A 14,438-nucleotide genomic window follows, 5' to 3' on the forward strand; every position below is an offset into this window, starting at 1 on the left:
CTGTTTTAAAAAATTATTTATTTTTTGTTAGTAGCTCTCACCGTTTTTACCTGCACTGCAGTTATAGCGCCGGCTTTATTGGTAAAATTTTTCCTTATGTAGGTTAACACCGCCGCGATTTCCTGGTCTTTCAAAAAATCATGGGCCGGCATCACGTTAGAGTAGGATTCGCCATCGATATCAACATTTTCCGAAAACCCGTTAAGCACAACTTTAATGAGGCGATTTTTATCACCCAGCACATAAGATGTTTTTATTAACGGGGGATTCATATTAGGCACGCCTCCCCCATCGGCCTGATGGCAGGTTAAGCAATATTTTGTGTATACAGCTTTACCATCAACCGCCGGCTTTGCCAGGCGTTGCCGGGGTTTAGTCCTGGCTTTTGCCGGAGTTTTAACCTGGGCTATTAACTGGGAGCAGCTAAGAATGAAAATAATGATTAAATATTTTCTCATTGCAGCAATTACTTTTTAGTGTACATAATGCGGTATATGGTACCTTTTGAATCATCAGTAACATACAAAGAACCATCGGCACCCTGGGCAAGCCCGCAGGGACGATGATCGGCCCGGCCAGCCGCAGTTTTTTCGGGCGAGCCCGAAAAACCATCTGCAAATATTTCCCAATCACCATCGGGCTTTCCATTTTTAAATGGCTGAAAAACTACAAAGTATCCGGCCTGCGGTTCGGGAGCCCTGTTCCATGAACCATGAAATGCTATAAAGGCCCCGTTTTTATATTTCTCAGGGAACTGATTGCCGGTATAAAACAGCAAACCATTGGGCGCCATATGGCCTGGATAAGCAGCTGCCGGATCGATAAATTTAGCATCGGCTTCTTTTTTTCCATCGCCGCCATACTCAGGGGCTTGTATCTTCTTATGCTGAATCTGGTCATAATACATAAACGGCCAGCCGGCATTATCGCCCTTTTTAAGGGCATATAAGCATTCGGCTGGTAACTCGGCAGATTGCTTGGTGGTATAAAGTTCGGGCCATGAGCTGTTGAGGTTATCCCTGCCATGCTGCATTACAAAAAGCTGGTTGTCCTGCTGGTTCCAGTCCATACCTACCATATTTCTTAACCCGGTTGCATACCGCACACCATCGCCATAGGTTTGGTTTAATTTATCGACTTTAAACTGCCACACCCCACCCATCGAATCAAGAATAGGGCAGCCTGGTATCCCCGGAGAATGTAGCCCGCGGTCTTTTTCCTGGCACGAATTAAACCAGGCGCCTATGTTTACATAAATATTGCCATCGTTATCCAATGCAAACGATTTGGTTTCATGCTGGCGGCCCGCCTTTAAACCGGTAACTATTTTTTCGGGCTGATCCGGGTTAATAACTTCATTTTTATCATTCACCTTATACCTGAATACCTCGGTATTGGATGAAGCATACAGGTAACCGTTTTTTAAATAAACCTCGGTACCACCGTAAGTGCCAAAGCCCGATTTGAGTTCGGCCTTGCCATTTGCAGCTTCATGAAATACTAAAATACCTTTACCTTCTTTATTAACCTTTGCAAGCTTTACATAAATATCGCCCTGTGGTGTAACCACCAAATGCCTTGCCTTGGCACCGGTTTCGGCAACTTTTAAGGCGCCAAATCCGGCGGGCAATTTTAAACCGGCATTATCGGCATCTGGCACTACATGGGCTGCCGGTTTTAGGGAATAAAGTGTTACGCTTATAGCGAGCGCTGTAAGTATTATTATTGACCTGGATAGTTTACTTTTCATGCAATTATTTATTTTATTAAAGTTCCTTTTTATTCACATCCGCCATCCTGGTGTTTGCTACCGGAAAGCTGTTATATATGTTAAAATCCTTTACTTCATTTAAAACAAATGCCGGTGCATTGGCCGCTTTCTGCGCTTTGATATGCTGAAAATCGGCACCGGTTACATGGTCAAGTATAAATGCCGGGCGCAGGTCCTCATCAATATAACTTACCTCCACATCGTTCATTTTAAGATCTTTAACATTGCGGATAAAGAAACCATAGGACGGCATTGTACCAAAACGGTATGGTTCGGGATATTCTTTTTCTAAACCAGGCACTTCACGTGTTGATTGCTCTTTAGTACCGCCACCTTTATAATAAATCCTGATGTTACTTAACCACAGATCTTCAATGTCATGGCCAGGGATTCCGCTTATGATTGCGCCGTGCTTATTATCGGCATTATAACATACCACATTGCTGATGATAACGCGCCTGAGCACGCCAACCGGTGTACCTTCGGGTCCGCGCATACGTGCTCCTAAACGAACAAAAATTGGTGCGTTTACAATATCGCGCATGGTAATGTTGGTAATGGTAACATCTTCTAAAAGCGCGCCATCAACAGTTTCAAGGGCCAAACCACGGCAATAATCAAATACACAATTTGAAATGGTGACATTCTTAAATCCGCCATTTGATTCGGTGCCCATTTTTATACGGCCTGTAGGATTGCCGTCGGAGTATTTCTTTTCGTTCCGTTTAAAAGTGCCGTCTAAAAACGAACCTTCATCATAACCGCTTACCTGGCAGTTGGTGATGGTAACATTTTCTGTAGCGCGGGCAAAGCCAAGCCCAAAAGTGCTTTTCAAACATATACCATCATCATAGGGCGAGTTAACGCTGCAATTAGAAATACGCACATTACGACAGCAGTCAATATCCATCCCGTCGCGGTTGGTATCCATCTTCACATTATCAATAGTAAAGTTATCTATCCCGGTAGCCAGGATGCCAAACCAGCCGCCATGCAATATGGATATGTCTTTAATAATCACATTACGGCATAAATAAAGGCTGATGGTTTTGTTCGGGCGCTTGTCATCCTCTCCTTTATTACTCCGTACCAGGTCTTTTCCCCAAAGGGTACCGGGACCTAATATGGAAATATCATGCAGGTTTTCGCCCCATATTAAACTGTTATGCCAATGCCTGTGCCCAAAATCCTGGTATTTGTTGTCGATCTTGTCTTCGGGTAAATCATAACCGGATTCATCAGCAATGGGGGCCGCTACAATAGTGGCCCCCTGATCAATATATAAAGAGATATTGTTTTGAAGATGGATAGATCCGCATAAATAATTCCCCGCCGGAAAGTAAACAGTACCGCCGCCGGCGGCAGCTGCAACCTCTATTGCTTTATTAATACCCTTGGTATCAATTGTTTTACCATCACCTTTTACACCGTAAAGCTTTACGTTATAAGGAGATGTTTCGGGCGCCGGGAAAGCACCTGCATAAGCTGTAAGGCCATAAAAAAAGAAAAGTAAAGTAAAAAGAATACCAGTAACCGGGTTATGCTTTTTCATATGGTTTTAATTATCGCGTTCTGTTTGTTATAAATAGATGTTAAAAGTACCCTGGTTTTACCAACCAGGGTTTTGAGGGTAAGGAGTGCCGGTAATAGTGGCATCGATTTGTGTTTGCGGAATTGGGCGCAGCACATGAAATGGTTTGATATTGCTTTTACCATCGGTATTATGCAGTTTCACCCTTTCCAGTAACTTGCCTGTGCGCACCAGGTCAAGCCAGCGTACCAGTTCGCCGCATAGCTCTCTTGAGCGTTCATCCAAAATAAAATCTAATGAAAGCTTATCAGCGGTGATATCCATTGCTACAACATTGCCCGAAGGGTAAGCAGCTCTTTCGCGCACCGCGTTGATATATGATACTGCATCAGTCGCACGGCCATCCATATATAATGCTTCGGCGGCTATTAAATAGGTTTCGGCCAGCCTGTATATAATGATAGGCCTGCTGGATGGTGAATTCTGGTCGGGCCGCTTGGTATCAAAATATTTAATCATGGCGGGCGATAGAGCAATACTATATTTACCTGGCGGAATTACCTGGTAACGATACCCAGCAATTTGGCTGGAGGTCATGGCGTAGCCTGGCATCCATATAGCGGTATCGCCTACAGTATATTTAGGCGCACCTGGCTGCGCGCCTGCCGGAGCACCTGCCGGCAAAGGATTGGGCCAGTTAGGTATTGATGCGGCATTGTTACACAACCACATGGTTTGAAACGTTTTATTATACCGCTGATCGTTTACCCTTTCTTTAAACACAGTATCGGTAAGCCAGTGGGTAGGCACAACACGTATATAAGGGCGACCGTAAAGGGTACTGCGCTGCATACCCGGCTGTACTTCATATTTAGGCACAAACAAATGGCAAAGCAGGTTATCAGGCCCGCTGTTGTTTTGCGTAGCCGAACCGTTGTAAGCCAATGTAGTTGTATGCTGCACTGTCCACAATATTTCACTGTTGGTTTCATTGCCCTCGGCAAAAACCTTTCCAAAATCCTGTTGTAGCTTTAAGCCGGCACCGGGAGCAACATTAGTAATTAAATCAATAGCGTTGGTATAGGCGTTTTTGTAATCATCCGCTTGTTTGGCCGATGAGCCTGCCCTGGTTAGGTAAACTTTTGCGAGCATATGTTCGGCAGCAGCTTTGGTTGCCCTGCCCGGCTGTACACCATTGGTTAATGGCCCGGTGGGTAAAGCTGCAATGGCATCTTTAAGGTCCTGAATTATAAAAGTATACACATCGGCCATGGGCGCGCGGGTGGCAGAAGTTGTTGGGGTTGCCTGGAAGCTTTTGTTTAAAGTAACATCGCCCCAAAACTGAACTAATATAAAGTAATAGTTGGCTCTCAGAAATTTAGCCTCGCCAATCAGGCTTGCTTTGGTAGCAGCATCCAGCCCGGACGGGGCATTATCAATCAGTCCGTTGCAGGTGTTGATATAAGTGTAACAGTTTTTCCAGATGCCGGCTACTATACCATCGGCAGTATTAAAATTACTGTTGTATTTAACCAGGCCGTTATTACCATCGTTACCGGCAATAAACTCGTCGGTACCGGGTACCGTCATTTCAAAATAGGTATCTGGTCCCCAAATAGTCCTGAACCCTGCATATGCTGCTGTAAGACCTGCCTGGAAACCCTGCGTTGTTGTAAAAAAAGCAGGGGTCAAGGTTGATTTAGGAGCTTCTACCAGTGTTTTTTTACACGCGGTAAGCATCAGACCTAAAAATAAACAGGTGTATAAATATATAGATATCCTTTTCATCTTATTTTAATTTAAAGTGTCATGTTAATACCGAACGTAAATGACTTGGTAGGCGGCGTATCAACGTTTAAGCTTCCGGCTGTTTCGGGGTCAAGACCATGAAAGGTATTGCGGTACGGCGAAAAAAGTATAAATGGGTTTTGCGCTGTTGCATATATCCGTAATGACCTTGCTTTGATACGTTTTGTTATCGACTCGGGCATATAATAGCCCAATGTCGCGCTCCTTATTTTAAGGAAAGTACCGTCAAAATAACTCAGCAATGATGAATAAGGTGTATTGGTTGATGCAGAATTTGGTTTAGGGTAAAAATTCTGATGATTGGTTGGGGTCCAGTAGTCTTCGTTTATATTATTATAGTTACCCTGGAAGGTATTGATAAAACTGCCGCTCTGGAATAATTTGGAAGTAATTAAACCACCTACCCTGTAAACTCCAACTACAGTAAAATCAAAACCTTTGTAAGCAATACGGTTGGTAAATCCGCCGGTATATTTAGGCTGATCTGACCCAAGTACTATCCTGTCGCTTGCACTGATCTTTCCATCCTTGTTTACGTCTTCTACCCTGATGGTACCTATAACAGAACCGGTACCGGTAGTGGTAAGCCCAAGGCTTTTTGCCTGTGCGGTATCGGCGGCAGTATTTTGCCAGATTCCAACTTTTTTATAATCAAATATGGCATTAATAGGCTGGCCAACAAAAAGGCCATTGGTAATATCCTGGGTTACACCACTTGCTAATTTGGTTACTTTTCCGCGGTTGAAGGTAATATTGGCACTGGTAGTCCAGCTGAAGCTGTTTCTGCCGTTACCCTGTATATTAACACTGGCTAAACTTATCTCGATACCCTTGTTTTGAGTTTGGCCAACATTGGTTAAAATACTATTGGGAATACCAGACGTCGGCGGCAAAGATAAAGGAAGCAATAACGACCTGGTATATTGATGGTAGGCTTCAACAGCACCTGTAATTCGTCCATCAAGAAAACCAAAATCGGCACCAGCGTTTAATGTAGATGTATACTCCCAGGTAAGATTAGGGTTAGGAACGTTGGTTGGATAAGCCCCGGTGAGGTTTGTAGAACCAAAGTTATAGTTAACCGATGTTAAAGCACCCAATGTTTGGTATGGGTTAATGGCCGTATTACCAACGGTGCCATAACTTACACGTAATTTAAGATTTGATAACACATGCGAATCTTTAAACATAGGTTCCTGTGTAACGTTCCAGGCAGCTGCAGCCGAAGGGAAGACATGGTATTTATTACCTGGCGCCAGGCGCGATGACCCATCTGAACGCATGGTTAATGTAAGCAGGTATTTATTGGCAAAGCCATAATTTACCCTTGCCATGTATGATATAATATCCCATTTTGAGTAGGAGCCGGATCCGCTCAAATTGGCCCCGTACTGCGGGTTAAAATACTGAATCCCATCTGACAGAATATTATTATAGCTGAATGAGTTAGACTGCGATTGGCTTTCCTGTAAACTGTAAAGCCCGGTAAAATTGATATGGTGCTTTTGGGCAATTGTTCTGTCGTAAGTTAAAATGTTTTCAAGCGTATAGTTATAACTGTAAGTACTTTGGTTATTTGCTGTTGATGCGCCGCCCAGGTTATTGGTGGTTGCGCTGGCGTAGTAATTGCCATATATATCGGGCCTGATCTCGGCACCGCCGTTGAACCTGTATTTCAGGCCGGGAGCCAGGTTAACCTCTGCATAAGCGGTGGTAAAAGTTCCGAACCGCTTACGGGTTTCAACCGCCGCACCAGGCACAAAATTGGCAAGAGGGTTCCATACCTGGTTGGCACTGCCTGCTGTAAAACCTACTAATTGCCCGGTAGCATCATCATACGGGGTAGAGAGCGGGCTTGCCCTTAACGCCTGGCCAAGTGGGTTGGCATTTTCGCCATTGGTATAACTTAAAGTGTTTAAACTGCTTAGGCCAATTTTAACATTTTTGCCCAATTGCTGATCGATACTTAACTTGATAGAGTACCGCACAAATGATTGGCCAAAGTATATACCGGTTTCATTATAATACCCGCCTGATATGGCGTACTGGGTTAAATCGGTACCGCCCGAAACACCTAATTGATGGTCGGTCACAAAACCCGTTTTATAGATGAGCTTTTGCCAATCGGTACTGCGCCCGCTTTTGATTGAAGCTACCTCCTGGGGAGCAAAAGAGCCATCTGTTAAAAAGGCAGGATCATCTAAACCCGAATATTTGCCAGGATTTCCGTTGATAAGCCCCCATTTTTTCAGATCTTCAAATTGCGGGCCATTCATGATATTATAATTGCCTAAAGGTTTGTTGAAACCGGCATAGCCACTATAGGTAATGTTTGTACCGCCTTTTTTGCCACGGCGAGTAGATACTAATAAAACACCGTTGGCACCCCTTGAACCATAAATAGCTGTTGAAGAGGCATCCTTTAACACCTCCAGCGAAACAATATCATCGGGATTAATATCGTTAAGGCTTCCGTTAAAAGGAAGGCCATCAACTACAATCAACGGAGCGTTTGAGGCGTTTATTGATCTGTTTCCCCTAATCAGAATAGACGGTGTTGCCCCTGGATGGCTGTTTCCACCGCTTTTTTGAATATCAACACCGGCAGCCTGACCTTGTAATGCCTGGCCAATATTTGAAGCCGGGATATCACGAAGCGCCTGCTCATTAACAGAAACTATTGCGCCCGTTATATCCGATTTTTTTTGCACACCATAACCAACCACTATAACATCACTTAACGACCTCAGATCGCTTACCATGGTTACATTTATTACCGTTTGGTTGTTGATATTGATTTTTTGCGTTTTATAACCGATAGAAGAAAATATCAGCACTGCATCAGGAGCAGCTTTAAGTGAATAGGAACCATTAGTATTGGTAATAACACCTTTTGTGCCGCCATCAATAACGACAGAAACACCCGGCAAAGGGCCATTTATATCAGATACAATACCCGTAACTGTAATATCGGCCGATTCTGTTTTTATATCCGGCCCGGAGGATTTATCGGTTAGCAAACCCGTTTTTAGCGTTGCCGTTTTGTCGTATATTACAATACCATCACTAATTTCTTTAAACGTGAGCTGTGTTTTAGCGAACAGATAATTAAGGATACTGCTCAGCTTTTCCTCTTTAAATTTATTAGGTTTAACCGAATAACCCTTTAAATCTTCGGGGTTATAGGAGAATTTGATGCCCGTTTGTTTTTCGAGCTTATTGATAGAGCTCTGAAGGCTTTCCTTGCCAAAGGAAATTTTGACAAGCGTGGCCGAAATTTGGCTCTTTGCTGTCTTAGCAAGCAGTAGCTGGCAACACACCAGCGAGCATACTACTACAGTTATTGATACTTTCATGAAAAAAGTAAAAAATTTAGTCAATTTTTTTATCATCTTTACAAAGTTTTTGTCTTAAAAAACTATGTAAATCATTGGTTTAGCTTGGAACCTGCCAATAACTTACATTAACTCAGTGCCAATGTCTGCTAAGTTTTGCTTACAGACATTGGCATTTTTTTTTATTATTTGTTATGTGTTTTTTCTAATAAAACCTCCTTTCCGTTTATCGTATAGTTTACACGATGTATTGTTTTAATAATTTCGAGTACCTGTTGCAGGTTATCGTTATTTGAAAAATGAATGGTTGTTGGCAACGCGTTCAATTTTGCATGATCGTAGGTGATGTGAACGTTATAGATATTTTCGAGCCTGAGCATCAGTTCGGCAAATGAAACATCATATAAATTAACTTCATTTGTTATCCAGGCTGCAATTTTTCGCGAGTCGACCTTGCGAATGGTGTGCTGATTGCTTAGCTGATCATAAGAAACTTCGTTATCATGCGCGAGCACGCCGAAACTTTCGCGATTTTTCCCAACCTCAACAAGTCCCCTTGTTACGGTTACCCTTACATCACTAAGTTTTTTAAAGTATTTTATATTAAATGCCGTACCTAAAACACGTGCATGCAAACTACCATAATGAACAATAAAAGGACTCTTTTCATCATGTTTTATGTCGAAAAAAGCTTCGCCGTTGATCAGCTGGATCTCCCGGGTTTTATCAAACCTGTCGGGATAACGAATGGTACAGCCCGAGTTTAACCAAACCTTCGACCCATCGGGTAGGTCAACAATGTTGATATGGCCGTTTGCCGCAGCTACCGTAACAAAATTGATTTTACTTTTTAATGAGAGTTTAAGGCCTAATGCAATTGAGCAGCATAAAAGTACAAATGATGCTGCAACAGCGTATTTGCCCGATGTTGTTTTTATAAAATACCATTTGCCATAAATTTCTTTATGAATAGCATTTAACATCTGCTTTTCTATCGCCCGCATAGCCGCCTCATCATGCAGATGTGCTTCACCGCCAATAGGCTTATGACCAGGCTTCAGCCATTTTATCATTATTATAAAATTGTATTTTGGTTTTTAAATATCTGCCTACAAGGCAGTTTATGCATTGGCACTTATAATACAAGCGCAACTGGTTTTGGTACCAGATTTATTTTATAAAAAGAAAAGTTATCACCAGGAACACATCCAATCCTGTACGTAATATTTTAAGTGCGTTTGAGATTTGATTTTTTACTGTACGCGGGGCTATATCAAGCATTTCAGATATTTCGCTGATGGATAAGTTTTGTTGGCGGGATAATACAAACACCTGCTGCATTTTGCCGGGAAGTTCTTTAATACGGCCTTCAATGGTATTGGAGAGTTCTTTGGCAATTAAATCATCTTCATTAGTAAATTCGTTGCTGGTGCTTTGCTGCATTAATTCATCTACTCCCCTTTTTCTGATCGCGTCCTTTTTATAAAAATTAATAATATTATTCTTTAGGGCTCTTAACAAATACGATGAATTGTATTGTTCGGGGCAAAGGGTAAACCGGCATTTCCATAAACTTATGAAAACGGTTTGCACAAGGTCCTTGGCGTCATCAGACGAACCTGTTGAGCGATAAGCAACCTGGTATAAGCCGCGCCAGCTTCTTTTATAAAACTCGTCGAAAGCCCGGATATCTCCCTGCTTAATTAATGTTATTAATTCTACTTCAGACAGCATCTTTTACGTATCAAATAATACACTCTGCTTTTGCCAACTTTGTACTATTACTAATTGGTTTTTATAATTGGTACTGCAATTAAATTATAATTACTGCTTGTTTATGCAATTAATTTAGCAATTTATTCATCTATATTGCTACCCTGTTGATTACACTAAAGTTAGTTTGCAGGCTTTAATAGGTTAATTATTGAAATAAGTTTAACTGGTTTATATTTTTTTCGACGCATGGGCAGGCCGCCATCTAAAAGTATATAAAAATTAAATCAGCACAAAATATTCAAATAAAAACAATTCCAAGTTTGCATTAAACACAATACTTAAAACATTCACTCAGTGCGTTTTACTTTTCTGCAAACAAACTTAGTTTTAATGTAATGAGTTATTGCTTTTTAGGTATTTGCAACAAAAGCCATTGGGTTATATCCTCTGCGGCCTTATCGTTTTCAAAACCCATTGAAGGCGTAAGCCTTCCGTTGGTGTATTCATTATATATCCATGGGTCGCCAACTGCAAACACTATCCCCCTGCCATACCGTGCTATGGCCACAATTACTTTACCGCTATCTGTAAGCGCCGGCCGGGCATTTAATGATAGTTTCAGGGTTGCTATATCTTTTAAATAAACCTTGCGGGCCGTTTTAAATATGGGGTTACCCGGCGAAACCGTTATTGCTCCCATTTCAAATTGTTTGTCAATAACGTGCTTATATAAATCGTCATTAAAATGGATCCCGAATTTTTCTGCCAGGTTATTTAAATGAGGAAGTTCGGCATTAGCGCTGTCGTTTGCAAGCATTACCAATACACCGCCCTTTTTAACCCAATCAGTTATAGCTTTAATATGCCTCGATTCAATGTAATTAGGATTAGCCGTTTCCTTCCTGGTATCGGGGTCAACAATAATATAAATATCAGTGCCTTTTAAACTTTCTGCAGTGGGTTCCGTTGTAAGGCTTTGCAGGTTTGCGCCATTCTGTTTAAAAATATCTCCCCATATTGAGTATCCCGAACTTTTGGTATCCTCCCAGGTATAATGGAAACGCTCCGTTGTACCGGATGCATTTTTACGGTATTCATTATTAAAGAAACAATCAAGGGTAACCGTTTTAGTTTGAGCCTTCGCCGCAGGTATAATTAATCCTGCAAGCAATGCTATTATTGCATATTGTTTAAATTGCATCAGTAGTTTATATTAATTTTATCAATTCTCTGCATTTATCTCTATTACCATACTGGTTAACGGTATTAATTTTCCCGGGGTTAAATTAAGCCCCATAGTCATCAAATAATCACCGCTAAAAACACGGCCGTTTTCAGCAAGGTTTGACGTGGCACCCGGCATAAGGTTGGTTTCTTCCACCTTATATAGTTTTTGATCGTCTAACCCCTGTAACCGCACCCTGTTAAATACTTCCTTATACCTTGTGTTAAGGTTGTAATTAAACAAAACCGCCTTTGACTTTTCTGCATTTACATACATAGCCACCATACGGTTTTCATCGTAGGGAGAGATAATACGGTACAGATTGCCAAACCAGATTGTATTGCTTAACCGGCCATAGTTTTTAACAGCCTGTTTGCTAAACTGCAATTCCTCATCGGTCATTTTGCTTACTTTAATATCATACCCCAGCTTACCCATCATGGCAACATCTGTGCGGAATTTGATAGATTGTTTTCCCCAGGATGTAACGTGGCTTGAGATGGTTAAGGCCGGGAAAAAATTACTATACCCCCATTGTATATACACACGCTCCAAAGGGTCAGTATCATCACTGGGCCAAAACTCGGTGAAGTATTTTAAAGCCCCATAATCGGTACGCCCCCCGCCTCCTGAACACAACATAATTGGCAAATGCGGGTATTTTTGCCTTATACGATCTAAGATTTTATAAAGGCTTAAAGTATAATCAACAAACAGAGCCGACTGCCTATCCTTCAAATACGGGGACCATACATTACTCATACTTCGGTTGCAATCCCATTTAATATAAGCCAGGCCAGGATTTTTGGTAAGCATATCAATCACGGTATGGTATGCATAGTCGGCTACTTTAGGATTTGTAAGATCCAATACTAACTGGTTGCGCTGATAATTTTCATCCCGGTTAGGTAATTTTAAAATCCAATCCGGATGCTGCTCATATAATTCACTTTTAGGATTTACCATTTCCGGTTCAAGCCAGATGCCAAATTTTAATCCTTTAGCTTCAGCTTGTTTAACCAAATAGCCTATCCCGTTTGGTAGTTTTGCCCTGTTCTCCTGCCAATCTCCTAATCCGGCTTTGTCGTTATCGCGGGGATATTTATTTCCGAACCATCCATCGTCAAGCAAAAACAAATCAACACCCAGTTTTGTAGCATCGTCAAATAAGCCCACCAGTTCTTTTTCGTCAAAATTAACATGTGTGGCCTCCCAGTTGTTTAACAGGGTGAGGCGCGGTTTATTACCATCCAGCACACCATAATTGCGCGCCCACTGATGCAAATTCCTGCTCGCCTGTCCCTTTCCTGTAGTTGAGTAAGTAAAGACAAATGCGGGGGTTTTAAAAGTTTCGCCTTTTTTTACCTTATAGGCAGATGCATAAGGATTAATGCCCGATATTACCCGTAACGCGTTACGTTCGTCTATTTCAAAATGAAATTGAAAATTTCCTGTCCAGGCCAAGGTGCCTGCAATTAACTCCCCGCTTGTTTCATCTGCCGGTTTATTAAGTGCGAGGAAAAATGCCGGGGTTTGGTACATATCGGCACGGGTGCCCAATTTACTGTCAATCTCTTTTACGCCGCTTGTAAGCTTACTTTCCTGCATTTTCATTTCAGAAGCCCAATCGCCGTGAAACTGCGTAAGCCAATAATCATTAGCCTCAAAATGAAGCATTGACGAGGCATAATTTTCTAAGGTTATTTCGCCTTTTTCATCATTTTTAATTTCGGCCCATGATATTATGATATCCTCTTTATTAAACGCCTGGTAATGCAGTACTACCTTGACCGGATATTTGGGATCCTGCAATAATATCTCGGTTTCAACGGTATTTTCATCCACACTTTTTGTGGTACTGTTTAGATATTTTAGTTCGAGTGATGGATTACCATCACTGTGAATTAAGCGGATGGCAGGTTGCAGCTGGTCTTCCATTCCCCCGGCAATATAGGCCTCATGTTTACTATTCGGAAGTAAGTGATTATCTGCCTGGTTTAAAAAACGTTTGCCCAGGTATGCCTGGTACAACTTGATATTACTACCCACAACAAACACCAAATTTACATTTTTTGTCGCGATAATTATTTGCCTATTTGTTTGGGCGTTTAAAACGGCACAGCCGTCGAAAAAGACCAGGAAAATGAAAAGTATCAATTTATTCATATGAAACCTTTGATTTTACCTGGATAAACTCCCGTTGATAGTTCAAAGGGCTTTTGCCGGTAATCTGTTTAAAGTATTTATGAAAGTTTGCAAAGTTGTTGAAACCGCTTTCGTAACACAGCTGCTTTAACGGCAGCCTGTTTTCAATAAGTAGTTTACAGGCATGGCCAACTTTTATCTCCAGTAAAAATTTAGAATAGGTTTTTTGTGTACGGGCTTTAAAATACCTGCAAAACGAGTTGGGGCTAATGCCGGCCAGTTCGGCCAGCTCATCAATTGGTATTTTGTTTTTGAAGTTTGCCAGCGAGTACTCATAAATTATATTAATACCATCGTTGCGTGATTCCTCAACATTCGGGCTAAAGCCAATTGATGATAAACAATTGGTGTGGTCGCCTTCGGCAATTGTATTTAACACCTCTATTAATAACAATATTCGTTTTGCGCCTTCGGCAGCCAGCAGTCTCTGCATAATTTCGGCAACTTGTTTTTTTACTTTACCGGTAATTTGAATGCCACGCCGGGCTTTTTCCAGCACGGTTTTTATGCTCTTGTTCTCTGGCAACTGTAAAAAATCATTCCCCCAAAAATTCTCGCAAAAATGGGCAACCCTTATGTCAACCCCGGCATTTTTATCCAGCGAAAAATAGATATCATCAAAACGCCAGTAATGCGGTAAGTATGCCCCTACCAAAACAATATCGCCGGCGTTAAACGGCCGGATGTTATCACCTATAAATTGAGTTCCGCTACCTTTTTCAAAGTGGAGCAACTCTACTTCGGGATGATAGTGCCATTTATTATTAATAGAAGGAACCAGATCCTGCCGTACACTGAAGGACCGTGCAGGACCGGATGATACTTTTAGCAATTGTGGTCTCATTT

10 protein-coding genes are annotated in these 14,438 nt (G+C 41.7%); all 10 read right to left on the reverse strand.

Features of this window, described 5'->3' with window-relative positions; genetic code table 11:
- Nucleotides 1–17: 17 nt before the first annotated feature.
- Nucleotides 18–458, reverse strand: a complete 441-nt coding sequence (locus FSB76_RS04195; RefSeq protein ID WP_147052335.1) for a c-type cytochrome — start codon at nucleotides 456–458, stop codon at nucleotides 18–20.
- 8 nt (nucleotides 459–466) lie between these two features.
- Nucleotides 467–1,750: a PQQ-dependent sugar dehydrogenase gene (locus tag FSB76_RS04200; RefSeq protein ID WP_147052336.1), complete on the reverse strand. Its 1,284-nt coding sequence runs from the start codon at nucleotides 1,748–1,750 to the stop codon at nucleotides 467–469.
- Nucleotides 1,751–1,766: 16 nt separating this feature from the next.
- A complete protein-coding gene (locus FSB76_RS04205) occupies nucleotides 1,767–3,323 on the reverse strand; it encodes a rhamnogalacturonidase (RefSeq protein WP_147052337.1) in 1,557 nt (518 codons plus the stop codon).
- Between the two features lie 57 nt (nucleotides 3,324–3,380).
- Nucleotides 3,381–5,090, reverse strand: coding sequence for a RagB/SusD family nutrient uptake outer membrane protein (locus FSB76_RS04210; RefSeq protein WP_147052338.1), 1,710 nt, complete (start codon nucleotides 5,088–5,090; stop codon nucleotides 3,381–3,383).
- An 11-nt stretch (nucleotides 5,091–5,101) separates the two neighbouring features.
- Nucleotides 5,102–8,467 (reverse strand): SusC/RagA family TonB-linked outer membrane protein, encoded by a 3,366-nt coding sequence (locus FSB76_RS04215; RefSeq protein WP_147052339.1) that lies wholly within the window; start codon nucleotides 8,465–8,467, stop codon nucleotides 5,102–5,104.
- Nucleotides 8,468–8,631: 164 nt separating this feature from the next.
- A complete protein-coding gene (locus FSB76_RS04220) occupies nucleotides 8,632–9,519 on the reverse strand; it encodes a FecR family protein (RefSeq protein ID WP_147052340.1) in 888 nt (295 codons plus the stop codon).
- A 97-nt stretch (nucleotides 9,520–9,616) separates the two neighbouring features.
- Nucleotides 9,617–10,180, reverse strand: coding sequence for an RNA polymerase sigma factor (locus FSB76_RS04225; protein WP_147052341.1), 564 nt, complete (start codon nucleotides 10,178–10,180; stop codon nucleotides 9,617–9,619).
- A 382-nt stretch (nucleotides 10,181–10,562) separates the two neighbouring features.
- A complete protein-coding gene (locus FSB76_RS04230; protein WP_147052342.1) occupies nucleotides 10,563–11,363 on the reverse strand; it encodes a DUF4350 domain-containing protein in 801 nt (266 codons plus the stop codon).
- Nucleotides 11,364–11,384: 21 nt separating this feature from the next.
- Nucleotides 11,385–13,553, reverse strand: coding sequence for an alpha-galactosidase (locus FSB76_RS04235; protein ID WP_147052343.1), 2,169 nt, complete (start codon nucleotides 13,551–13,553; stop codon nucleotides 11,385–11,387).
- Nucleotides 13,546–14,436, reverse strand: coding sequence for an AraC family transcriptional regulator (locus FSB76_RS04240; RefSeq protein WP_147052344.1), 891 nt, complete (start codon nucleotides 14,434–14,436; stop codon nucleotides 13,546–13,548). Before FSB76_RS04240 ends, FSB76_RS04235 begins: the two co-directional genes overlap by 8 nt.
- Nucleotides 14,437–14,438 lie beyond the last annotated feature (2 nt).

The sequence above is a fragment of the Mucilaginibacter ginsenosidivorax genome, from assembly GCF_007971525.1.
GTDB lineage: Bacteria > Bacteroidota > Bacteroidia > Sphingobacteriales > Sphingobacteriaceae > Mucilaginibacter > Mucilaginibacter ginsenosidivorax.

Excerpts from the sequence above, each read along its gene's own strand:
- FSB76_RS04200 (WP_147052336.1), bottom strand. The coding sequence starts at position 1,750 with ATGAAAAGTAAACTATCCAGGTCAATAATAATACTTACAGCGCTCGCT.
- FSB76_RS04210 (WP_147052338.1), bottom strand. The coding sequence starts at position 5,090 with ATGAAAAGGATATCTATATATTTATACACCTGTTTATTTTTAGGTCTG.
- FSB76_RS04235 (WP_147052343.1), bottom strand. The coding sequence starts at position 13,553 with ATGAATAAATTGATACTTTTCATTTTCCTGGTCTTTTTCGACGGCTGT.
- FSB76_RS04195 (WP_147052335.1), bottom strand. The coding sequence starts at position 458 with ATGAGAAAATATTTAATCATTATTTTCATTCTTAGCTGCTCCCAGTTA.
- FSB76_RS04230 (WP_147052342.1), bottom strand. The coding sequence starts at position 11,363 with ATGCAATTTAAACAATATGCAATAATAGCATTGCTTGCAGGATTAATT.
- FSB76_RS04215 (WP_147052339.1), bottom strand. The coding sequence starts at position 8,467 with ATGAAAGTATCAATAACTGTAGTAGTATGCTCGCTGGTGTGTTGCCAG.
- FSB76_RS04240 (WP_147052344.1), bottom strand. The coding sequence starts at position 14,436 with ATGAGACCACAATTGCTAAAAGTATCATCCGGTCCTGCACGGTCCTTC.
- FSB76_RS04220 (WP_147052340.1), bottom strand. The coding sequence starts at position 9,519 with ATGATAAAATGGCTGAAGCCTGGTCATAAGCCTATTGGCGGTGAAGCA.
- FSB76_RS04205 (WP_147052337.1), bottom strand. The coding sequence starts at position 3,323 with ATGAAAAAGCATAACCCGGTTACTGGTATTCTTTTTACTTTACTTTTC.
- FSB76_RS04225 (WP_147052341.1), bottom strand. The coding sequence starts at position 10,180 with ATGCTGTCTGAAGTAGAATTAATAACATTAATTAAGCAGGGAGATATC.